The organism is Microcoleus sp. PH2017_28_MFU_U_A (assembly GCF_020738035.1).
Taxonomy (GTDB): Bacteria; Cyanobacteriota; Cyanobacteriia; order Cyanobacteriales; family Microcoleaceae; genus Microcoleus.
On sequence record NZ_JAEQCX010000129.1, the window covers coordinates 1 to 23793 of the forward strand.

Below are 23793 nucleotides of genomic sequence, written 5' to 3' on the forward strand. Positions count from 1 at the left end.
GACTATAAACGGGCACGGATCGACCGTAAGACTACCTCGGTAGCAAGTTGAAATGATGTGTCAAGAATCCCCGTCGCTTCAGCGCGGGGAGTATGTCAATATTCCCCTAATCCTATCATGTCAAGTTTGGTGAAGAATTTAGAATTAGGTTAGTAGTGAGGACTTCAGTCCTTCATGAATGCAGACTAAAGTCCTCACTACTAACCTCACTCTCTTGTTTGTAGTCAGGATTTCAGTCCTTGATGAATGCGGACTAAAGTCCTCACTACTAACCTCACTCTCTTGTTTGTAGTCAGGACTTTAGTCCTTGATGAATGCGGACTAAAGTCCTCACTACTAACCTCACTCTCTAGGCGGAATACGATGTCAAAATATCGGCAATTCTATTATAAACTCAGCACCGCCTTCAGTTGGAGATTGAATTTGAGATTGAACTGGAGATTGAACTGTCATGCGCCCGCCATGCAACTCTACAATAATTTTATAGCAAACCGACAGCCCCAATCCTGTAAAATTTTTTAATGATTTAGTATGGTAAAATGGGTCAAATACTCTCTGTTGAATTTCCGGGGGAATTCGAGAACCGTTGTGGGCGATCGATACTGCAATAAATCTGCCTGTTGAATGCTCGACAATATCTGTTTTAATTGTAATAGTTTGATCGAATTTGTCAATCCTGTTAACAGCATCAATCGCCTTGCTGAGGATATTAGCGAATACTTGGCTCAGTTGACCGGGATAACACAAAATTGGTGGCAGGTTGCTGTACTCCTTGATTACTAATATTTTTTTCTCCAGTCGGTGAGCGAGCAACAGTAGAATATTGTCGATGCTTTCGTGAAGGTTGGCGCGTTCTTTGTTGGGTTCATCTGGAAGTGAAATGTTCCGCAAAGCCAGGACGCTCTGGCGTATGCGATCGGTTCCTATTTTCAGAGAGTTGAGAATTTGTGGCAAGTCTTCGCTGATAAAATCTAGGTCGAAGCTCTCTATTTCTTGGGCAATTCGCGGCACAGGTGTGGGATATTGTTCGCGGTAAAGGCGAAGTATCTTCAGCAAATTATTGAGATAATCGTTGACGTGAATCAGGCGGCCGTAAATAAAGTTAATTGGGTTGTTAATTTCCTGGGCAATTCCGGTGGCGAGTTGACCGACAATTGTCATTTTTTCGCTTTGTACTAAATGCTCTTCGGTTCTTCTGAGTTGTGCTAATACTTCTTCTAAAAGTTTGAGTTCTTCTTGTATTTGCCCGTGGAGTTGGGATTGGGAAATTGCGATCGCCAGCGAGTCTGCAATTGCTTCCAAAACTTCCACTTCGTCGGGAGTCGCAAACCGCCGATTCGCACAAGCGAACAGATATCCCAGCCGATTAGTCTGAGTCAGTACGGGTACTGCTGCGTAGTGGCTGTCTGTGAGTTTGAGATGCACTGCTTCCTGAGAGGCTGTGGCATCAGGGGCGGAGGTTTTCTGGAGAAGTATCGTTTCGCACCGATGCAGCCGTGCAGCTAAATCTCCAGAGGGCCCTGTTTGGGCGCCGAAGATTCCCAAGCGCCCCGGTAAACCTTCCCGGCAATATTCCCAGCAAAATTCTACAGTATCTTGTCGCGGGTCGTACCAGCCGAAAATTGCCCGATCGAGCTTTAGCAAGGTACCGAGTTCGTCTACTGTAGTTTGCAGGATGCGATCGAGCTCCAAGGAAGCGCGAATGCGGCCGGTCAATCGGTGGAGAAGGGCTTCTGCGCGAGTGCGAATGCACTTTTGGGAAAATAGCTTGAGTGCCACAATTACTGCCAAAATAGCTCCGGCAAACAGTCCGGTGGCTGCTGCTGCTAATCTATTTAAGGCGAACAGTTCTTTTTCGAGATTGTCGCTGGGAATTACCAGGGCGATCGACCATTCAGCTTGTTCTAAAGGAAGATAGGCAACATAAACTCTGGCGTCGTTGATTTGAGTCAGTACAATGCCCGTTTTTTGATAAACCATCTCCCGGACTACATTCGCCAAATTAGGATCTGCGGACTCTAAAAGACTGGGAGCAGCTTTGTCAATATTTCCCATTAACCGAGTGTCGGGATGGACAATCGGCACTCCTTGAGAATTGAGTACAAAAGCGTAACTTCCTGCCTCATATTCCAGCTTTCCCGCTACTTCGGCAATTCTGTCGATGCTGATGACACCGTTCATTACTCCGATCGCCTTTTTTGGTTGATTCTCCTGAGAATTTGACCACACCGGAGCCGAAATGGGAACAATACTTTGTTTTTTGAGCGTGCGAGAAATGGTAGGATCTGAAACATATACTTGCCCAGCCATTGCCTTTTTGAAGTGTTGGCGATCGCTAACGTTAATCAAAGCTCTACCGACTTTTGTGGTATAATAAGAACCATCGGGTTCAATTAATGCGAAATGCTTGAAGTCTTGCAGTCGATTTACTTCGGATTTTAAATAAGGCCCTGCCACAGACCAATTCATCGATCGCACCGGAGGAGTGTTAGCAAGGGTTTCGAGCTCAGTCTTTCTCGTGCCGATCCAGCGATCGATCTTGTTACCCCGTTCCTTAACTTCTAACAAAGTATTTCGCTCTAAATTGTTGACAATCAAGCGGCGAACCCTTTGATAGCTGATACAACCAGCGATGCTAGCTGCCATAATTATTACGCCCAAAATTAACAACGCGATTTTGTAGCGCAGATCGTATTCGCCCTTAAATCTCGCTGGCAATAGTTGAGTTAATTTCCACCACTTCACTTTCGCAAAGCTTCCCATGGTTTGACCAATTTGTGAGATTGAAATTCTCAGCTCACCTGCGATGAACTTGCTCGCCTGTCAGTAGTCTGAAACTACTAGCAATAATTGCGGGGATTTTTGATTTTTTTCCCGCCGGCCTGCTCACCTTGTCTGACTGGAATCAGATTCTACCATATTTTTGAGAAACTACAATATTTATTCAACAATTTAATTATTCAAAATTTTAATACTTTTGTTAACTGTTATTAATAATTTATGTCAATTGGGCAAGGTGGCCCATAAGCACCCGATCTTGAAAGGAAGAGTTGACTGTTGACTGTTGACTGTTGACTGTTGACTGTTTTCAATTTTCATCAGTCAGAAGGAAGAAGAGAGAGGCAAGAAGGCAGAAGCCATTCGGATTCGCGAGCGTCAAAAAAAGGAAGAGGGAACAAGAAGGAAGAAGAGAGAGGGAATACACAGCCAGCTTTGTTAGCCACTCATATTTTATGTTTAATTAGGTGGATTGACTGGTTCGGTAATGTTGAAATGTATGGCTTTTGTGCAATTAGATAAGGTGCGGACTGCACACCCTACATTGAGATGTATGCCGTTGCCTCAATCATAAAATATTAAAAGTTTTGAGTTATTGATGAACTAAAAATTTGTTGTTAAATCTTTAATTCAAATCTCAAAACTTTTTGCGGTGCTAAATAGCTGCTGTTTGGCGATTTATTTATAGAACCTTGTGAGTGTGTTCGTGCTGTTTCACATTGTCTTCAGTGCGAATGACGCGCTCGGTGTTCAGCACTCTTTTGCGTTCTAAGGAATACGTAAAGTCGTTGCGAACTGTTCCTGAGGGAATGTGAATTTGAGCCTCGGGGCGGATTTTGTAAGTGCGGGCTGCGGCGATCGCCCGAAAGCCAAATTCTTCGCTAAACTGAGCTTCGGCGGGGAATTCCGGCAGCCTTTTGGGTGATTCGCCGTCGAGTATCGAGCCTAAAGTCGTCCCCCAAGCCATTTCATAAGATGTGGGAATTCCCTTGACAATTGCTTGCAAAGCTGCTGAGGGGATAGGTTCGATTACTTTTACTTGATGAACTTCGCCTTCTTCTTTGATGAAGCAGGTGGCTAAACCCACTACTATGTAGTCGTCGGTGCCGAGTTCGGGTGCGCTGGGATAAACTGTTGCAGTCGTCATAAAAAATATTCGGTAAGTGGGAAACGAGCGAGTCTTTAGACCTGAGAGGAAAACGACGGGCGCGGTTTCAACCGCCTTGAATCCCCTTTCGGGGTTAGAGGGGTGTGGTTGCCCCTCCAAGGTCGATACAGTTGTATCCTTTCTCCCTTGCGGGGTAATGTCCGCCTCGACCTGGTTATAAAGGCTTGTTAGACCTGCAACACTGTTTCAGTGACTTTAAAACTGTTTAATTGCAGATGACAGAGCGGAAAACTGGCGTCGAGAACAGCTTGTAATTTCTTACAAGCTCAGTGGCGTTGATTCCCTGAGTTCCTGACAAGAAAAGCTTGGTAGTGGAGAAACCGGAAGGAAGAAATTAAGCAATTAGAGATTTGAGATTTGAGATTTTTGCCGGAGATTTTTTCGGGGGATTTTACCTGAAAAATCTCAAACTGGCGGTTCTAGTCTCTAAAATTTTTGTTTAAAGCTCCAAAAAGCCGATCGCGCCAGTTAGTCGATCCTACCACATCAAGGCAACTGCCGGATGATTCGGCAAGGATTCCCCGCCGCCACAACGTTGGCGGGAATATCTTTGACAACAACACTGCCTGCGCCGATCGTGCTATTGTCGCCAATAGTGACTCCCGGGCAAATAATACTTCCGCCGCCAATCCAAACATTATTACCAATATTAATTTCAGCGGCGAGTTCTCGGCCAGAAAGTCTGATTTCCGGATCGGTGGGATGAAAAGCAGTGTAAATTTGCACGTTGGGGCCGCACAGCAAATTTTCGCCGATGTTAACTCGATTGCAGTCGAGAATCACGCAGCCAAAATTCATGTACAATCCGTTTCCCGCATAAATATTGCTGCCGAAGTCGCAGTAAAAAGGTGGCTCGATTTCAATTTTGGGGCCGATTGCACCGAACAATTTGGCAAGGATTTCTAACCGTTTCTCTGGTTCGTCTTCGCGGGTAGAATTGTAGATTCTGGCGAGGCGGCGGGCTCGCTGGCGATCGGCAATTAATTGTTCATCCGCAGCTAGATACAATTCGCCGGCGAGCATTTTTTGTTTTTCGGTTTTTTCCATAAGAATCGGCCCTAATAATCGGCCCTAATAATCGGCGGTAATAATCGGCGGAATAACATAAAACGGCGGTTGAAACCGCGTCTACAGAAACAATGTCCACCTCCGTGGACTGAAGAAAATAAGGTAATTTTAATCCAATACGCGATTGATAAGACGGCGGTTAAAACCGCCGTCTCCTTCAACCCGCGGAGGCGGGTTTTGCTTGTATAGACGCGGTTTGAACCGCCCGGTGTTCTTGATTCTGCAAACAAACAGCTAAATCCAGATTAGTTAATTGCTCAAAAGCTCGATCGATCGATCCTTTTCCCCGCAAAAAACCAGTATTCGCAGCGGGGCAGATATATTGAAGAGTCGAAGGCGAAAATCGATCGATAATTGACTGCACGCTGTTAATTTGCCTCGGCCAGTGAAAAGTTTTTGGCGTTCTCTGCGGTACCGGAGCGCCTTCTCGATTGGGGAGCAAGTGTCTGCCGGTAAACAACACTCCACCGCTGCCAGTATCATAAAGGCAAGATGAACCAGGAGAGTGGCCGGGAGTCCACAATGCTTTTATGCGATCGCTCACAGCAAATTCTCGCTCAAAAACCGTCAGTTGCAATCCTGGGAGCAAATAAGCTTCCTGCTCTTGAATCAGGATATCGCAGCCCGTGGCTTCCTGAATCTCCCGCGCCTTGGCGATCGCGCCGCGGTGGGTGAGAAACAGCAGCCGCACGCCGCCGTTTTCCCGCAAAAAGGCTAGGTTAATCTCATCCCAAGCGGGACAATCTACCAGGATGTTCGATTCGTTTTCTACAATGAAATAAGCTGTCGCACCCAGCGTATCCCGGTTAGGTGGGAAAGCAAAAATATTTTCCAGCACGAGCCTGGGCTGTTTGGAGACTGAAGTCTGTTGTTTCAAGGATATATTCAGAGGCATGGAATAAATATTATGTTTTTTTTACTATGGTTGCTTGTATTGGGGTTGATCTCTTACTACTTGTTGCAGAGCAGCACCAGCCGCATCACGCGAACTCCGGTATGGCTGCTGTGGCTGGTAATGATGGCGCCGGCGCTGATTTGGAGCGGTTGGCTTTTAGTTAACGGCGCGAGCAAAAAAGTACCGCCCGAGTTGGTAATTATACCTTTTCTGGTTTGCCCTTTTTTGTACTGGTTTTTGGTACAGTTGGGGCGCAAGCAAATTACCGCCTCCACGGCTGAGCAGATAGCAGGCTCTGGAAGTGAACCGACAGAGCCCAAACCGCCCCTGCGCCCGATCGATTCCGAGGAAGAAGCGAGCTTGCGCGATTGTTTTCCTTGGTCAATTTACTTTTTGCAAGATTTAGAATTTCGCGCGCAGGCTGTCATTTGTCGGGGACAGTTGCGTACGAACCCGGAGGCGGCTTATCAGGCGATTCGGGAGAATGTCCAGAAGCATTTTGGCGATCGCTTTTTAGTCATCTTTCAAAATAGCTTGAGCGGTCAACCTTTTTTTGCCATAGTTCCCAATCCCAGCCACCAATCCGGGGAAACTTCGGTCAAAACTGAATCTGTAACCAGGCCGTTTTTTGCATTAGCTTTGGTGCTGATTACGGTGTTTACGACTACAATTGTCGGCTCGCAAATTGCCGGAGTCACTGAAAAAATTTTGCAGTCCAACCCGTATGTGTTGCTTCAGGGTTTGCCTTATTCCTTGGCTCTCATTACAATTTTGGGAATTCACGAATCCGGTCACTATTTAGCTGCCAGATTCTACAAAATTCGCACGACTTTGCCTTATTTTATTCCGGTTCCTTTTTTCTTGGGAACTTTTGGTGCATTCATTCAAATGCGGAGTCCAATTCCCAACCGCCGAGCTTTATTTGATGTCAGTATTGCCGGCCCGCTGGCGGGTTTGGTCGCGACAGTGCCGTTGTTGATTTGGGGTTTGGATCATTCGACAATTGTACCGCTGTCTGACAAGTCGGGAATGTTAAATTTTGACTCTTTTAGTCCGAAATTTTCGCTGCTGATGACTTTGTTGAGCAAGTTAACCTTGGGCGGCGCTTTCAATGCGGAAACTGCGATTAATTTGCATCCGGTAGCGGTGGCGGGCTATTTGGGTTTGATCGTGACTGCATTTAATTTGATGCCTGTGGGACAACTCGACGGCGGGCATATTGTACACGCGATGTTTTGCCAGCGGGCTAGTATGGCGATCGGGCAATTTGCCAGAATTTGTATGCTGCTGCTTTCTTTTTTGGAACAAGGTTTGCTGTTGTGGGCAATTATTTTGTTTTTGACGCCTCTCAACGACGAACCTGCGTTGAATGATGTCAGCGAATTGGACGATAGGCGAGATTTTTTGGGGTTGCTGGCGATCGGGCTTTTGTTAATTATTTTGTTGCCAGCGCCCAAGATACTCCTTCAGTGGTTAAATGTTTAGAAGGAAGAGAGAAGAGGGAGCATCTCTTTTTTGTCATTAATCATTGGGCATTGGGCGAAGCGAAGCGGAGGGATTGGGCGAAGCGAAGCGGAGGGATTGGGCATTAGGGCATTAGTCATTAGGCATTCAGTCGGTCAACTGTCAACTGTCAACTGTCAATGACTTGCGAGCTGAGAAAAGCACTACAAATGCTTTGCGCGCTCGATACTTCCTGGAAAGATGCCAGAGAGAAGAAGGCTCGCTTCGGCTACGCTGGCTGACAAGTCGCTCAGGATAAAAAGAAGGAAGAAAAAATTAGGATTTACTTATCGTCGCGAGATAGAAAAAAGAGAGACGTTCACAAATTCCTTAAGGATTGCTATTGAGAGCCTCTCAGTTTTGTCTTTATAGTGCTGTCCCCGATCGCCCGGGCTTTGTCTAACCCGTGCGATGGGGGACATCACTCACATAAAAAAATGCTCTTTATAAAAATGAGATGCTCCCTTACTATTTAAGCTAGTTTATCATTTTTCAACTCGATTTCTATCTCAAAGTGATGTTTATTTTCACCATAAAGAATTGGTTGAAAACCTCTCCCTTTGAGAGAGAAATTAAAATCATAATATTCATTACTCCAATCCTCTTCCTTCTAGTTAGAGGTCGCTCTCAAACTGTCAACTGTCAACTGTCAACTGTCAACTGTTGAACGAGTTATCTGATAAATATGTCCTACAGAACCTTCACTTTCCAACAATTAAAAGAGCGGTTTGGATTGGAGATGTCACTCAGTCCAATTTTGAGTGCCAAAATTATTCCTTTAGAACCATCCCAATGGCTTTGGAGAGCTCTGGAAATTAGTTCTAACACTGCTGTAACAACAGCAAAAGAACGTTCGGAACGGATTATTTCTCCTATTTTGTTAGAATTTAGAGAAAAAAATCACAGACAATTTTCTGTTTTTTCCGGTTGGGCATTTGATGTAGATGTTTCTCAGGGATTGCATGGAGAATGCGACTTTCTACTGTCTGGGACACCGTTGAATTTTGAAATTAAAGTTCCGTTTTTTGCACTTAGAGAAACAAAAGGCGGAGAAATAGAATCTTGTCTGCCGCAGTGTGCTGCACAAATGGTGGCGGCTCAGCTATTTAACGAACGCCAAAAAAACTCAATCCCTGCCGTATTTGGCTGTGTAACTTCGGGGGTTGTCTGGCGGTTTCTTAAATTAAAAGGAAATAATTTAATTATTGATGATGATGTTTATTATCTCGATAATCTTCCTCTGATTTTAGGGGTTTTGCAAAAAATTGTTAATTTATACAAATAATCTATAGCCTTTCTCACTAACATGAGGTACGCATGGGGCATGGGGCATGGGGCATGGGGCATAGGGCATAGGGCATGGGGCATAGGGCATAGGCATCGCAGGCATACCTCACTTTTTTGAGAACCGCTATAATTACTATCCTAAAATAGGTTTGTAGTGAGGACTTCAGTCCTTCTCTATTTTTGAGGAATCAAGTCCTAACGATCGCACTAAATTAATTATTCAATCGAAAATAAAACAAGATGAAAGTACCAACGATCGCACTAACTCCCGAACAAGCAGCGCTAACTCCCATTTATCGCGAAAAGTGGCGGCAAATTGGACTGTCGATCGCACCACTCGATCGCCCGATCGCGACAGCCGCCATCAACACCGCCTACAACATCATCGGCTTGGGCGAACCGGAAATTATTTTCTGTGACAGCCCTTACATAGCTTTGGAAGCTCTTGAACGGCTAAGGATACGCGATTCGGGTCTGGAAACTGGTAGCGAAATTCGAGACAAAATTCATAATGAATTGTACGATACATTAAGAAGTCAACTCGACCGGAAACTGGAAAATCAGATTTACAGCCAACTCTATAACCCGCTATATGCTCAACTGATAAGTCAATTCCAAATTCATATTAAAGACGAAGTTTATGCCAAATTAGCAAAGAAGTTGGGCAGCAGATTTCACCAATTTTTTGTCAATATAACCTATAATAATAACTGGATCTTATCCGAACTTTCCGCCTGTCACGGAAGTTGGGTAGATTTTTGTATTGAGGTCTTAGAATTGGAGTGCGATCGCTCTTTGTACTCAGCCTTTAAAGCCTTAGTCGAAAACTGCGGCTGGATTTACCCGTTTGAGAAAAAGTGCTTTGTGTGCGATCGCCCGCGAAGAATTAATTTTGACAGCGAATATTTGCTCCACGCTTTATGTCAGCCCGCCATCGAATTTGCTGACAACTTCAGAGTATACTCTTATCGTGGCGTGCTGTTACCCGAAAGCATCGGTCAAGTTGCGCCGGAGTCTTGGGAGGCTTCATGGCTGCTAAGAGAAAAGAATGCGGAAGTGCGGCGAGTGTTGATTGGGGCGATCGGCTATCCGAAAATTTGTCAAGAATTGCAAGCAATAGAATTGGATACTTGGCAAGAATATACTTTGTTGAAAATTGAGAATGATGTTGACATAGAGCCAATATTTTTGTTGAAGATGACTTGTCCGAGTACGGGACACATTCACGCTTTGCGAGTGCCGCCAAAAGTGCTAACGGCTAAAGAAGCAATTAGCTGGGTAAATTGGGGGATAGCACCCGAAGAATTTAAAGTGCAAACTTGATGGGAAATTTGAGAGTTTTGAGTGCGAGTTTGCAGTTTAAAGAATCGCAGCCCCGCCTTCATCAGCATTCTGCAAAACTCCAGAAAAATTAAAAAATAATGTAGATTTACGGCCTGGCCTTGGTAGTATGTACTCTGGCAGATAAAACCAACAACTTCAAATAGACATGAGCCAGCATTCAGACCGCATTGCCCCTCACGGCGGCATCCTGGTCAACCGCATTGCTACACTAGACCAAAGACAGGAATTTTTCGACAAAGCAGAGTCCCTGCCGCGAGTCCAGCTTTCGGATCGATCGATCTCTGACTTGCAAATGATCGCGATCGGCGCCCTGAGTCCTCTCAAAGGGTTCATGGGCCAAGCTGATTATCGATCGGTAGTCAAAGAAATGCGCCTCTCCAACGGCCTCCCGTGGTCGATTCCCATCACCCTTTCAGTCAGCGAGGCCGTCGCCGACACCCTCACCGAAGGCACCTTAGTCCGCCTAGACTCCCCGGCTGGTGAATTTGCCGGTATCTTGGAACTTGCAGAAAAATACCGCTACAGCAAAGAAGAAGAAGCCCTCAACGTCTACCGTACCGACGATCTCAAACACCCGGGCGTTCAAGTAGTAGACCAATCCGGGCCAGTGAACCTCGCAGGCGAAGTTTGGCTGCTGGAACGCGAACTAGATGCGCGGTTTCCGCAATACCAAATTGACCCGGCGAAATCGAGAATACTGTTCAAAGAAAAAGGATGGAAAACCATAGTCGGTTTCCAAACCCGAAACCCCATCCACCGGGCCCACGAATACATCCAAAAATGCGCCTTAGAAACAGTAGACGGATTATTTTTGCACCCGTTAGTCGGGACAACTAAAGATGATGATATCCCTGCTGACGTGCGGATGCGCTGCTACGAAATCCTGCTAGATAAATACTATCCAAAAGATCGCGTAATCTTGGCAATTAATCCGGCGGCGATGCGCTACGCCGGCCCCAGAGAAGCAATTTTTCACGCTTTAATTCGCAAAAACTACGGCTGCACTCACTTTATTGTCGGGCGCGATCACGCTGGAGTTGGCGATTATTACGGCACCTTCGACGCCCAACACATTTTTGACGAGTTCGAGCCTTCTGAATTGGGAATTGTGCCGATGAAATTCGAGCACGCTTTCTATTGCAAGGTGACGGAACAAATGGGTACAACTAAAACAAGTCCCAGCACTCCGGAACAGCGGGTGCATTTGTCGGGAACCAAAGTGCGCGAGATGCTGCGCGCTGGAAAATTGCCACCACCGCAGTTTTCTCGACCCGAAGTCGCCGCCGAATTGGCGAAGGCTATGAATATTTTTAGTTACGAGATTTAAGTCTTGAACTTTGGTATTGGTGGCATTCTGAATAGTTTTGAGTTGGGGGTTTTGAGTTTTAAATTGTAAAATTTAAGCTTGAAACTCAAAAGTTAAAACTTAGAAGTTATGGGATCATCTCAGTTTTGCATTTAATAGTGCTGTCCCCGCTCGCGTATCGTAATAATACGCGAGCGGGGACAGCACTATAAGAAAAAAATGCTTTTTACAAAAATGAGATGCTCCCGAAGTTATAGCCTTTCGAGATCTCATATGAGGTACGACTGGGAATAGGGAATAGGCCTGCGCCGGCAAAACCCGCAAAACCGGGCATTAGGGCATACCTCACTTTTTTGAGAACCGCTATATCTTAAGAATTAACAGTCAGCATCTACTGGATTCCAGGGTTTTGAGATTTGCGACGCATCCTACTAATGTTGTATAAGTTTTCAGAATTGGTATAAGTCACAATCTAATGAAAGCCCCTAAAATTAGAGAGGGGTATTTAACTTGAAATTCAAAACATAAAATTCAAAACTCTTTAAAAATGGGACTCAAGCGGCGGGAATTTTTGCAGCAAGCTGGCCGGGTGCTGGCCGCCATCGGAATCAGCGAGGCTGGATGGTTGCGGTTGGGATCGCGCTACTTGGAAGCTTTAGCCCAGCCAACAGCGCGTAAATTGGCTTTGTTGGTGGGGGTTGACCAATATCCAGATTCGCCCCTACACGGCTGTGTGACGGATGTGGAATTGCAGCGGGAATTGCTGGTATATCGGTTTGGGTTTGCGCCGTCGGATATTCTGACTTTGACTGATGCTGGCGCTACCAGGGACAATATCGAGACGGCTTTTGTAACTCATTTGAGGGAACAAGCAAAACCGGGTGATGTGGTGGTTTTTCACTTTAGCGGCTGCGGTAGTCGAGTTAGTTTTGGAGACTCTCCGGGAAAAATGCAAAACAGTTTGGTGCCGGCGAATGATGTGGTACCGCTGCTGGAAAATCGATCGGTCAACGATATTTTAGAGGAAACGGTGTTGCAGTTGGTACGATCGCTCGCCACAGAAAATGCGATCGCCATCCTCGACACCAGTCACACCTACCCGGGTTTCCTCAAAAATGGCAACTTTCGCATCCGTTCCCGTCCGCGCCCCACCATCGGGCAGCCAAGCCTCGCAGAATTAACGTTTGTTGAAGGTCTCCAGGCAGGCAAAAACAACCGTTCTGCGATCGCCCTGCTGAGTGCGGCCGCCAATTCCCAAATCGCCGGGGAACAAGAATGGAACGGATTTACTGCGGGTTTGTTTACCTACGCCCTCACCCAAAGTCTGTGGTTAGCGACTCCGGCTAGCAGTTTCAGCGTCAGTTTTAGTCGGGCGGCGGGCACAGTCGAGCAAATAGCGGGATTATCGCAGCAACCGCAAATTCGCCCTGACAATTTAACAACCGCACCGGCGCTGAATTTTGCCACAAGTTTAATGTTAAATTCCGCTGCTGCTGATGGGGCTGTGACGGCGGTGGAAGATGGCGGCAAAACGGTGCAGTTGTGGCTGGGCGGGTTGTCGGCTGGGGTTTTGGAGTGCTGCGAGGGTTCGGTGTTTGCGATGGATGAAAAAGAGGGCGATTCCCTAGAGGATAGCAACTATACTTCACGACTATTGCTGCGATCGCGCACCGGTTTGTCTGCAAAAGCTCAAATTTTAGATAAGCTCGATCGTACAAAAGGGCAATTAACAGCCGGCGATTTGGTGAGGGAAGAAATTCGGGTATTGCCGCGAAACATCGGTTTGACAGTAGCTTTAGACTCTGGTTTGGAACGAATCGAGCGGGTGGATGCTACCAGTGCTTTCGCGACTGTACCGCAAGTTTCAGCCGTAGGGAGCGAGCAACCGGCTGACTTTCGGTTCGGGAGAGTCTCTGAAACCATTGTAGCTCAGACTCCTGCGGCTTACGAGCCTGCTTTGTATCAAGGCCGCTACGGTTTGTTTTCTGTCAGCCAAATGCTGATTCCCGACACTCAGGGCGACGGGGGAGAAGCCGTTAAGGTGGCGGTACAGCGGTTGATTCCGCAGTTGAAAGCTTTACAGGCGGGGAAGTTGCTGCGGCTGACTGTCAATGAGACATCTTCGCGGCTGAAGGTGCGGGCGGTTTTGGCAACTCTAGCGCCGCAAGCCCGGGTGATGGTGCAGCGGGAGTCGGTGCGGGCGAGTGGTGATTACCGGTTGGAACCCCTGAGCGCTCCAAGCGAGAAATCGAGTAACTTGGGTATACTAAGTTTGCCGATCGGCAGCCGAATTCAATATAGATTATATAACGAGAGCGATCGCCCGGTTTATGCTGCGGTGTTTTCCTCGGATACCGCTGGACGGTTGTTGGCGATGAATTATCAGGCTGAAAGTGATGCTGGTGCGATGTCAATGGCGATCGCCCCTGGGGATAATTTAAGCGTGCCAGCGGCTGGGGCTTTGGGCTTGGCGGTGTCTGGGGCTGTGGGTTTGGCGGAAACTTTTATTATAGTTAGTGAGAATTCGTTCGATCGCACTTTGGCTGCAATAGCAGCGGAAATGCAGCAAACAAGGGATACTTTGCCGGTGATGTTGTTGAATCCTTTAAATGTGGCGCGGGCTGTGTTGGAAGATTTGCACGTGGCTAGTATTCCGGGCGTGCAGAAACTGGGGATATCGACGGATGATTTGGCTTTGGATGTGAATGTTTGGGCGACTTTAAGTTTTGTTTATCGGGTAGTTTAATTTTGGGAATTTGGGAATTGGGAATGGGTAATTGGGAATGCTTGCTGCGGGAGCATCTCATTGTTGCAAAAAATATTTTTTATTGTAGTGCGAGCGTCCTCGCTCGCGAGGTGTATAATACTCGCGAGCGAGGACGCTCGCACTATAAATGAAAAACTGAGATGCTCCCCTTGCTGCAACTATCCGAGTATGAAATCGATATTGACTTCCCAATCAGGAAATGCTAGAGGCGAAACTTGTTGACCGCGCCAAAACTTTTGGATTAAACTGTAACCGTTGGGTGTTGGCTGGCGGTATACTTCTAAGCATTGTGCTTCTAAATCTACTAGCCAAACCTCTGCAATTTGCGATCGCGCGTAAATGGGAACTTTCACATCTCGATCGTAATCTACCGTACTATCAGATACTTCTATCAACAGCAAAACTTCTGATGGTGTAGGATGTGCCGTTGAATAATAATCAGCACGGGGTTGTAGGAATACTACATCAGGTTGAGGTTCAGTGCGATCGGTCAACTGAACAGGATTTTGGATAGCAATAATCGCTCTTGTTTCGGGAATTGCAGCCGAGAGTCTGTTGAGGCGGTTGACACATCCGGCGTGGCGAGTTCCAATTGCGGCCATTTGTACAAGTTCTCCTTCGATCAATTCTACGCGATCGCCCTGGGGAAAAATACCAGCTTTACCCATTAAATGATATTCTTCTACGGTGAGCAATCTTTTGATTAATTGCACTGCCATAACTACCGTGCCTCTAATTATATTTATTAAATTGTAGTCGATCGAAGGAAGAAGGAAGAAGGAAGAAGGAAGAAGGAAGAAGGAAGGAAGAAGGAAGAAGGAAGAAGGCGCTTCTGGTTTAATATCAAATCCACTCTTCATCCTCCTGTATTAATCCCTCTTTTCTCTCTCTGTGTCCTCTGCGCCCTAGTAAGGTTAAATCATTCCGATGCAACCATAAACGATATATAGCGGTTCTCAAAAAAGTAAGGTACGTTGTTGGGCTTGGGCCCTCTGAGAGTAGTGATTATATACTAAGCGAGGTGGCATCAAAAACTCCATTTACATTCATCATCTTTCTGATAAATGCTATAACTGGTTCGTTCTAGTAACGAGTACAAAGAAGACGGGCGGTAAAAACCGCCGTGTCATCTAATAACAAATTAAGATATAGCCTTTCTCAAAAAGATGAGGTATGACTGACAGCTTATATAACCACTGAAACCAAGAGGGCTGAAGCCCAACAACGTACCTCATCTGTCTGAGAACCGCTATATGACTGACAGCTTACATAACCGCTTAAACTAAGAGGGCTGAAGCCCAACAACGTACCTCATCTGTCTGACAACTGCTATTGATAAACTTTTTCTACCAGTTGAGCCAAACGTTTCATCGCAGTTTCAATCTCATCATTTGTCGCAGTCAAACTAATTCGCAAACACTCGTGTTTGTGCTGCCAATCTTCCCGCAAACCGGGGAAAAAAGAACTTCCCGGTACCACAATCACGCCGACTTTTTTCAATTCTTGATACATTTCCCAATCAGTCATTGGCAAATCTTTGAGCCACAACCAGGCAAAGATTGCTCCTTCACCTCGGTGCAAGAACCATGGCAAATCTTTCGGCATTGCGTGTTCTAGCGTGCTTTCAACTACTGCAAATTTGCTTTGATAGTACGGGCGAATTACGTTGAGGGAAATGTCGGCTAGGGCGCCGGACTTAATGGCCCTAGCTGCGATCGCCTGTCCGTATCTCGGCGAGTGAATGCACATATTGGTCTGAAAAGACTCTAATATTTGAATAATTCCTTCATCGCCGATCGCAATTCCGATTCTTTCACCCGGTAATCCGGCCTTCGACAAACTCATGCAGTGGACGATATTGCCGCCGAAAATCGGCTTCATTTCGGTAAAGTTCAAGGCGGGGAAGGGAGGCCCGTAGGCGGAATCGACTAACACCGGCACGTCGAAAGCGGCTGCTAAATTGGCTATTTTCTGCACTTCGTCGTCGGTGAGGACGTTGCCGGTGGGGTTGCAGGGACGGGAAAAGATGACGCAACCGCTGGTTTCATCGATCGACAGTTGGCTGAAATCCGGGCGGTATTTGAATCGGTGGGCGGCTGCATCAATATCTAGGGTGGGTTTGCAGGCGATGACTGCTTCGGGAATTAGGCTGACGCCGCCGTAACCGGTGTAGTCTGGGCTGAGGGGAAGGACGATCGACTTTAGGTTGCGGATTTGAGATTTGGGATCGGAAGTGTCGGCGACTGGTGCAGTGTAGCCTCCGAAAGCGTTGGCTGCGTAGAAGTAGATTGATTGACTTCCCGGAGTAATTAAAATGTTGCGATCGGTCAAATTGAGATTGTAACGTTGGTTAAAGTCGGCCAATACTGCATCGATAAAGGGCTGATAACCTTGGCTGGAACCGTAGCGACAAACGACTTCGCCGTATTCGGGGCTGGCTAAAAGTTCCGCAGTGCAATCGCGCCACAATTGCTCGACTTCCGGCAAAATCACCGGATTTCCGGCGCTCAAATTGATAAATTCCTGCCCGTGGCCGGCTCTGAGTGTTTCTATAATATCTTTCATAATTGCCCGAACTCCTGTGAGTTGGGACATTTGAGTGCCAAATTGTGTGAGGGCAGGGTTCATGATGCGGCGAGGATGATAGAGGTTGATGGTTTATTTATGATAGCTGTTGTGCGATCGGGTCAAGACTTGTTTATCGATCGGGTATTATGTGATTGCGAGGAACGAAGCGATCGCAGCATCTGTTTTTGATGGGTTTTGCGTAGGATTGAGGGCGTGGTTTTGTTCGATCGCGCGATCGAACAATATTTTTTGCTTAGTTTCCGTGAACCGGTAGCTGTTAAAATAGGGGTATGAAATTTTTTGGCTCAAACTCATGTTCCGCAAGGATTTGATGCCCCTCTTCTGAAAAAACGATTCACGGAAAGTCTGGAAGCTTTACAGGATAACGTTTTGGAGTGAGTATGAAAAATTGGGGATTGACAAGCCGAAGGCTAGAATGGTACTTTAGTTTTAGATTCACGGAACTGCACCTTGAAAACCAAATACAGCAAGGCTTCTGGAGCGGGCGGCCGGAAAACCCATAAATCCCTATCAGGGATTGAAACTGTTTGATTCTTCAGAACCCCTGATTTTAGATCGGGCCGGAAAACCCATAAATCCCTATCAGGGATTGAAACGCTGGATAGCCAACTGCTGATTGGACAAGTTGTTGAGCCGGAAAACCCATAAATCCCTATCAGGGATTGAAACAACCGAGCAACAAATTAGGATTTTGCGCGGTAAAATGCCGGAAAACCCATAAATCCCTATCAGGGATTGAAACCTTCGTAATAGCGGCTATCTCTCTTTTCGTGAGGCCGGAAAACCCATAAATCCCTATCAGGGATTGAAACTTGTCGGGGCAGCGCATGGCTTTAATCAAGTCGAGCCGGAAAACCCATAAATCCCTATCAGGGATTGAAACGGTCAGTTGCAACAGTTTCCGATCGGGCGATCAAAGCCGGAAAACCCATAAATCCCTATCAGGGATTGAAACTTTCATCCTGCGATACAAAAACTCGCAAGTATTGCCGGAAAACCCATAAATCCCTATCAGGGATTGAAACAAGGAAGAGGAATTCCCGATCGCACTCTTGGTCTTCCTCTGCCGGAAAACCCATAAATCCCTATCAGGGATTGAAACAAATGTATGGTTTTGAATCCTCAAAACATCTTTAGCCGGAAAACCCATAAATCCCTATCAGGGATTGAAACTTTGTGGGCTGTAATGGGTCAGTTCGCTCCAGCGCCGGAAAACCCATAAATCCCTATCAGGGATTGAAACGCAAGTTCAACAGCATTAGGTATTAAAAATGGGGTTGTCAAGCCGGAAAACCCATAAATCCCTATCAGGGATTGAAACAACGGTACTCTGACAAACGAACAGCGGCAAGCTGTGCCGGAAAACCCATAAATCCCTATCAGGGATTGAAACCCCTTGAAGTCTGGCCGGCAAACCGCATATTCCCAAAGCCGGAAAACCCATAAATCCCTATCAGGGATTGAAACTCATTAACTCTAGTTGGCGGGAGGGAGCGATTTTTGGTGCCGGAAAACCCATAAATCCCTATCAGGGATTGAAACATTTCTTGGCGCTGCAACTCAATTGCCTGCTGTTGAGCCGGAAAACCCATAAATCCCTATCAGGGATTGAAACACCAAATCACTATTCTCTAGGAAACAAACACTTCAAGCCGGAAAACCCATAAATCCCTATCAGGGATTGAAACTCACAACAGTAATTGAACAAGACCCGGAACTGCCGCCGGAAAACCCATAAATCCCTATCAGGGATTGAAACACGCGCCTGGTTATGGCGATGCCCACGGCTAGCCGGAAAACCCATAAATCCCTATCAGGGATTGAAACTTATTATAACCAAAAGAAGCAGAAGGTATTATGCGCCGGAAAACCCATAAATCCCTATCAGGGATTGAAACGCCCAATTTAGGATTGGGTATTATTCGCAAACCCACAGCCGGAAAACCCATAAATCCCTATCAGGGATTGAAACGATAATGACGAATTAGCTTATCTTGCTGAAGTAACGCCGGAAAACCCATAAATCCCTATCAGGGATTGAAACTCACTATTTCTCTGACTTTAAATCGACTTGGTGGTTGCGCCGGAAAACCCATAAATCCCTATCAGGGATTGAAACTTTTTTGAAGAGGAAGAGGAAGAGCGATCGAGAGCCGGAAAACCCATAAATCCCTATCAGGGATTGAAACAGATTTGTTGATAAAGATTCCTAAGCTAATTTTTCGCCGGAAAACCCATAAATCCCTATCAGGGATTGAAACAGGCTTGATGGCAGCGAAACCAATCCCCTTGAGCCGGAAAACCCATAAATCCCTATCAGGGATTGAAACTCGGGCTTTAATTGCCAGTGTTCAATGATTGAAGAGCCGGAAAACCCATATTTCCCTGTCTAGGGCTTGAAACGGCGGTAAAACGTAAGCCCCCGCGAGAAAACCGCAAAATCCCGATCGCGAATCCAAACCAGATTAAAATAATCGAGTCAACTTGACTTGATTTTTTAATTCCCATGCGTATTTGGCAAGCCGATTTCTACCGCCGCCCTCTCCGAGACGAAACCGGCAAACCATTGTGGGAACTCCTCATCTGCGACTCGGCACAAACATTTCAATTTAGCGCCCTTTGCCGCCAGTCGGAAGCAAACTCCAATTGGCTAGCCGCCCAATTCCAGCAAGTTCAAACCCAGAAATTGCCCGACACAATCCAAGTATTTAGACCTCAGTCTCTCAGCTTAATCGAAGCAGCGGGCAAAGTTTTGGGCGTCAAAGTAGAAGCAACTCGACGCACCGCCGCCCTCAAAACCCTCCTGCAACAACGCGATCGAGAATATTCCAGTCTGCCTAATTATACTAATGAAGCTTATCGGGCGATCGACCTAGAAACTCCTCCACCCATCCCCCTACCCGAAAATCTCTGGGGCGATACCTGGCGTTTTGCATCCCTACCCGCCGGCGACATCCTAGAAGCCATCCAAGGGCGTCCCATCCCCATCTTAGAAATGCCCGAATTCCTATTACCCCTGAACTTAGGTTTAGCCTCAACAGTACCCGTACCCGGAGTTGTAATTGACGGCGGGCGACAGTCAATGCGCCTAGCTAGATGGCTTCAGGAAGCCAAACCCTTCGCCTTGAACTATATCGCCGGAGCTCCCGACGGATTAATCTTGGAAGCTGGATTAGCCGATCGATGGGTTGTCGCCACCTTTGAAGATAGCGAAGTAAAAGCCGCCGCCGAAACTTACCAACAGCGCAAACAATCGAGTAAAGGATTGCATTTTCTCTTAGTCCAGCCCGATGATAGCGGCATGACTTATACAGGCTTTTGGCTGCTAAATTTTAATTAATAATACCAATCCTAAATCTTTAAGGTACGTTGTTGGGCTTCAGCCCTCTTTAGACATATAGATAAAGAGCGCTGAAGCGCAACAACGTACCTTTTTATATTGACAATAAATTTTTGATAAACAAACCAAACATTTATTGTGTAGCAATCTTTTTCCAAAAATCGTATTAAATGCGGTACAGCTTACAAGCATGAAAAAAATTTGCTAAGCACCAAATTTTGTGGTGCCGAGCAAAACAGAGGTTGTTTCCTCAAATCTTGTCGGTGCGTCGCTACGAGATTTTGAATCTTTTTTAGGGATTATTCATAGCGACACACCCTACAAACACTTTTGGCTGCTAAATTTTAACTCGCAATAGTTAATGCCGAATCCTGGACATCCGCAGCCAGTAAAACTTTAACAAAACGATCGCCCTTTCTAGCTGCGAAAAAATGAAACTATCGGAAATTATCTTATTTTTGATTTCAAAATTCGATCGCCAAAATCAGATGATCTCCCGAAAATAACTGCCAGCAGATACAGACTGAAGCACCCTTTTTAAAAGTCTATCTATTCCACAACCAGAATCAATCCATCTTGGATGCCCTGATGCACTCGGTTAATCTGACACCGATCCTTTTCGTTGAGACGGTTTGTCGAAAGCATTGCAGACTTCAGCAGCCGCCTGTCGAGAGGCGTAATTTGGCGGAAAGCAAAGATTCGTTGGACGATCGCCTCGATCGCGATCTTAGGTACGCTAGCAGAACTGACTGTCATTTTTTTAACACCCTGAAAATAGATAACAGAACCCTGTACCTTTATTTTTAAAGATTTTGTAAAGATACATTGTGATTAAGATCATACATATCTTGTGACAAAACAGTGTATAAACGATCGCAATCGCTATAAAAATTAAATTATTTTAACGCAAACTTAACAATAGCTCGATAGAATCAATGTTGTAAAACTGAGGCAGAGGGTAAAATGGCACAGGCAAAAATCGGCATTATCGGCGGCAGCGGTTTGTATAAAATGGAAGCCCTCAAGGATGTTGAAGAGGTAAAAATCGATACACCTTTTGGCGCGCCATCTGATGCAGCCATTGTGGGAACCTTAGACGGTACGCCCGTTGCATTTTTGGCCAGACACGGCCGCAATCACACTTATTTGCCCTCGGAAGTCCCCTATCGGGCAAATATTTATGCCATGAAGAGTTTGGGAGTTGAGTATTTAATCTCAGCGTCGGCGGTTGGTTCCCTAAAAACAGAGGCCAAACCTTTAGATATGGTAGTGCCAGATCAGTTTATCGATCGCACAAAAAATCGAGCTTCTACATTTTTCGGAGAAGGAATAGTCGGTCACATCACCTTCGGCGATCCGATTTGCGGCGAATTGGCTAAAGTGTTGGTAAGCGCGATCGAATCCTTGAACCTCGCCGACGTTTCCCTGCATCGCGGCGGCACCTACGTCTGCATGGAAGGCCCCGCATTTTCCACAAAAGCAGAATCAAATCTTTACCGCAGTTGGGATGCGACAGTCATCGGGATGACTAATTTACCCGAAGCAAAATTAGCCAGAGAAGCAGAGATTGCCTACGCAACTCTAGCATTAGTTACCGATTACGACTGCTGGCATGAAGAACACGACAGCGTAACAGTAGAAATGGTAATCGCCAACTTGCACCGCAATGCAGAAAATGCCCAAAAAGTAATTCAAGAAACTGTGCGGAGGCTAACCGAAAATCCCCCTGTTTCTGAGGCACATTCCGCTTTGAAATATGCAATTCTGACTCCACTGGACAAAGTACCTCCCGCAACCAAGGAGAAAATGGGTTTGCTATTGCAGAAATATTTGTAGGGGATAGGGAATAGGGCATCGGGCATGGGGCATCGGGCATCGGGCATCGGGCATCGGTTATTAGTTATTAGTTATTAGTTAATTGCTAACAATTACCAATTTCTAAATTCCTAATGCCCAATCCCCTGGGAAGGCCGATGCCCTGGGAAGGCCAATGCTTTTCGGCCCTGGGAAGGCCTTCTTCCCAATGCCCAATGCCCAATGCCCAATTCCCTGCGCGGGGCAATGCCCAATGCCCAATGCCCAATGCCCAATGCCCAATGCCCAATGCCCAATGCCCAATTAACCGATCAACTGTTTAAACGCATCATGTTCGCGAAGTTTTTCTAAATCTGCTTCAGTTTTTGCCAACTCTTTGCACAAATTCGGATTGAGATTCAGGGCGCGCTTTAAATTTTCAATTGCTAAATCAATTTTACCTTGGAGCGCATAACATCGGGCTTTATTGTACCATATTCTGTAAAAATCAGGTCGAATTTTAGCAGCATTGTCGTAGGACTCGATCGCCGCTTCGTACTTTTGCAATTTGGACAGTGCCACGCCTCGATTGTTCCAAGCGTCAGTATAATCTTTTTTGACTTGTAGGGCTTGATTGTACGAAATTACTGCTTGTTCGTATTCCTGCATTTTGGAAAACGCAACGCCTCGGTTGTTCCAAGCGTCGGCGTAATCGGGTTTAGCTTGGATGGCTTGTTCGTAACAGCCGATCGCCTCCGGGTACTTCTGCAACTCCAACAATACCACGCCTCGGTTGTTCCAAGCGTCGGGATAGGTCGGGCGAATTGTGGTAGCTTGTTCGTAGGATGCGATCGCCTCGGGATACCGCTGCATTCGAGTCAGCACAACTCCCCGATTGTTCCAAGTATCGGCTAAATCCGGCTGAATTTGCAGTGCTTGATTGTAAGCTGCGATCGCATCTTCATAGCGGTTTTCAAAGAAACAAGCATCTCCCTGTTTGGCATAGTCGGCTGCCGTCAATAACTGTTGATAATTGCCGTAGTTAACCGGAGCAAATTCTTGAATTTGGGCATCCGGTAATAACAAATCTGTTTCTACATCTGCTGGGTGATTTTGGTATTGAATTTCACCTAAGATACTTTCAGCATCGGAAATTAATAGTTTTAATTGAGAGATGGTATCGTAGTGGAGACTTTCGATTTCTTGGCGAGCAATTGTTGTCTGCTTGGACAATTTGCCCAACAAAAACCAAACAATGACTCCGGCTGCTGTCGGAAACAAAGTTAAGGCAATTACCAACCCATTTAGCAGCAGGCCCGTGCGCCCAAAAGCAATGTCCACTTCTTCTTGAACTCGATCGCGAATTTCGTCTTTGAGTTGCTGCTGGGGCAATTCCTGCTGAATTAACAGTCCCCCAGCCTTCGCTTGGGATGCAGAAACCTTACTGGTACAGAGTAAAATAATCAAAAGGGCGATCGGGCTAAGAGTTGTTCTAAAAATACTTGACAAACGCATTGGCTTAGTGATACCCACCTGATTTGCGATTTTCATATTTGACATACTCCCCGGCGTAAACGCGCGGGGATTCTTTACGCTTCATCGACTGATGCTACCTTTCATAGTCTTACTCTGTCTCAGCGTACATTTAAGGTCGTGCCGATGCCCCATGCCGACCATTTCTATATTCCTAGCAGCGTTTTCATCTCTATCTTGCTCCATACCGCAACTGATGCAAAGCACTGAACGAATAGATAAATTAATCTTCCCCCATTTGAATCCACAATCTGCACAGATTTGGCTAGTCGGCTCCCACCTACTAATTACCTTGAATTTCCTGCCAAATTTCTCCGATTTAGCTTCGCAAAGAGTCCTGAATTCTCTCCATCCTTGCAGACTAATTGCCCTGGCAAGTTTACGATTCTTGACCATGCCTGACACGTTCAAATCTTCCAAA

The 23793-nt window shown here is 46.1% G+C and carries 17 protein-coding genes and 1 CRISPR repeat array; of the genes, 7 read left to right on the forward strand and 10 right to left on the reverse strand.

The window, feature by feature from the left end:
- Window positions 1-366: 366 nt before the first annotated feature.
- The 4 genes from JGK14_RS28615 to JGK14_RS28630 form a co-directional block, all read right to left on the reverse strand.
- Window positions 367-2763 carry a cache domain-containing protein gene (locus JGK14_RS28615; RefSeq protein WP_325315768.1) on the reverse strand — a complete coding sequence of 799 codons (2397 nt, stop codon included), beginning with the start codon at window positions 2761-2763 and terminating at the stop codon, window positions 367-369.
- 697 nt (window positions 2764-3460) lie between these two features.
- Entirely contained in the window at window positions 3461-3925 is a 465-nt protein-coding gene (locus JGK14_RS28620; RefSeq protein ID WP_325315769.1) for a hypothetical protein, read from the reverse strand.
- A gap of 507 nt (window positions 3926-4432) precedes the next feature.
- Window positions 4433-4993 carry a sugar O-acetyltransferase gene (locus JGK14_RS28625; protein ID WP_325315770.1) on the reverse strand — a complete coding sequence of 187 codons (561 nt, stop codon included), beginning with the start codon at window positions 4991-4993 and terminating at the stop codon, window positions 4433-4435.
- Between the two features lie 178 nt (window positions 4994-5171).
- Window positions 5172-5891 (reverse strand): MBL fold metallo-hydrolase, encoded by a 720-nt coding sequence (locus JGK14_RS28630; RefSeq protein ID WP_325315778.1) that lies wholly within the window; start codon window positions 5889-5891, stop codon window positions 5172-5174.
- A gap of 30 nt (window positions 5892-5921) precedes the next feature.
- On the opposite strand from JGK14_RS28630, the gene JGK14_RS28635 reads away from it, so the two are divergent.
- From JGK14_RS28635 to JGK14_RS28655, 5 genes are all read left to right on the forward strand, one after another.
- Window positions 5922-7394: a site-2 protease family protein gene (locus tag JGK14_RS28635; RefSeq protein ID WP_325315771.1), complete on the forward strand. Its 1473-nt coding sequence runs from the start codon at window positions 5922-5924 to the stop codon at window positions 7392-7394.
- A 703-nt stretch (window positions 7395-8097) separates the two neighbouring features.
- Complete coding sequence (locus JGK14_RS28640) at window positions 8098-8697, forward strand: hypothetical protein (protein WP_293226471.1); 600 nt, start codon at window positions 8098-8100, stop codon at window positions 8695-8697.
- A 242-nt stretch (window positions 8698-8939) separates the two neighbouring features.
- Window positions 8940-10022 carry a DUF6745 domain-containing protein gene (locus JGK14_RS28645; RefSeq protein WP_325315772.1) on the forward strand — a complete coding sequence of 361 codons (1083 nt, stop codon included), beginning with the start codon at window positions 8940-8942 and terminating at the stop codon, window positions 10020-10022.
- A 166-nt stretch (window positions 10023-10188) separates the two neighbouring features.
- On the forward strand, window positions 10189-11370 hold the full coding sequence (gene sat, locus JGK14_RS28650) for a sulfate adenylyltransferase (protein WP_325315773.1): 1182 nt from the start codon (window positions 10189-10191) through the stop codon (window positions 11368-11370).
- A 526-nt stretch (window positions 11371-11896) separates the two neighbouring features.
- Window positions 11897-14095 (forward strand): caspase family protein, encoded by a 2199-nt coding sequence (locus JGK14_RS28655; protein ID WP_325315774.1) that lies wholly within the window; start codon window positions 11897-11899, stop codon window positions 14093-14095.
- A 179-nt stretch (window positions 14096-14274) separates the two neighbouring features.
- Here the strand turns inward: JGK14_RS28655 and JGK14_RS28660 are convergent, their stop codons facing one another.
- The 3 genes from JGK14_RS28660 to JGK14_RS28670 all read right to left on the reverse strand — a co-directional run bounded on the left by JGK14_RS28660 (window position 14275) and on the right by JGK14_RS28670 (window position 16999).
- Window positions 14275-14835, reverse strand: a complete 561-nt coding sequence (locus JGK14_RS28660) for a Uma2 family endonuclease (RefSeq protein WP_293183437.1) — start codon at window positions 14833-14835, stop codon at window positions 14275-14277.
- 610 nt (window positions 14836-15445) lie between these two features.
- Window positions 15446-16744 carry a valine--pyruvate transaminase gene (locus tag JGK14_RS28665; protein ID WP_325315775.1) on the reverse strand — a complete coding sequence of 433 codons (1299 nt, stop codon included), beginning with the start codon at window positions 16742-16744 and terminating at the stop codon, window positions 15446-15448.
- An 84-nt stretch (window positions 16745-16828) separates the two neighbouring features.
- The gene (locus JGK14_RS28670; protein ID WP_293226502.1) at window positions 16829-16999 is read right to left on the reverse strand and encodes a hypothetical protein; all 171 of its coding nucleotides are present in this window, start codon (window positions 16997-16999) and stop codon (window positions 16829-16831) included.
- 193 nt (window positions 17000-17192) lie between these two features.
- Window positions 17193-19035: a CRISPR direct-repeat array (repeat unit 37 nt; unit sequence GCCGGAAAACCCATAAATCCCTATCAGGGATTGAAAC).
- Window positions 19036-19211: 176 nt separating this feature from the next.
- Between JGK14_RS28670 and JGK14_RS28675 the strand changes: the two genes are divergently transcribed.
- Window positions 19212-20045, forward strand: a complete 834-nt coding sequence (locus JGK14_RS28675; protein ID WP_293327756.1) for a Tab2/Atab2 family RNA-binding protein — start codon at window positions 19212-19214, stop codon at window positions 20043-20045.
- Window positions 20046-20594: 549 nt separating this feature from the next.
- Here JGK14_RS28675 and JGK14_RS28680 read toward each other — a convergent pair.
- Window positions 20595-20801: a hypothetical protein gene (locus JGK14_RS28680; RefSeq protein ID WP_293149903.1), complete on the reverse strand. Its 207-nt coding sequence runs from the start codon at window positions 20799-20801 to the stop codon at window positions 20595-20597.
- Window positions 20802-21008: 207 nt separating this feature from the next.
- On the opposite strand from JGK14_RS28680, the gene JGK14_RS28685 reads away from it, so the two are divergent.
- Window positions 21009-21881, forward strand: a complete 873-nt coding sequence (locus JGK14_RS28685) for an S-methyl-5'-thioadenosine phosphorylase (RefSeq protein ID WP_293189903.1) — start codon at window positions 21009-21011, stop codon at window positions 21879-21881.
- A 282-nt stretch (window positions 21882-22163) separates the two neighbouring features.
- Here JGK14_RS28685 and JGK14_RS28690 read toward each other — a convergent pair whose 3' ends face one another.
- Together JGK14_RS28690 and JGK14_RS28695 are read right to left on the reverse strand one after the other, a co-directional pair.
- Window positions 22164-23390 (reverse strand): tetratricopeptide repeat protein, encoded by a 1227-nt coding sequence (locus tag JGK14_RS28690; protein WP_325315776.1) that lies wholly within the window; start codon window positions 23388-23390, stop codon window positions 22164-22166.
- Window positions 23391-23435: 45 nt separating this feature from the next.
- Window positions 23436-23793, reverse strand: a 358-nt coding sequence (locus JGK14_RS28695; RefSeq protein WP_325315777.1) for an RNA-guided endonuclease InsQ/TnpB family protein, incomplete at its 5' end; no start/stop codon positions are given.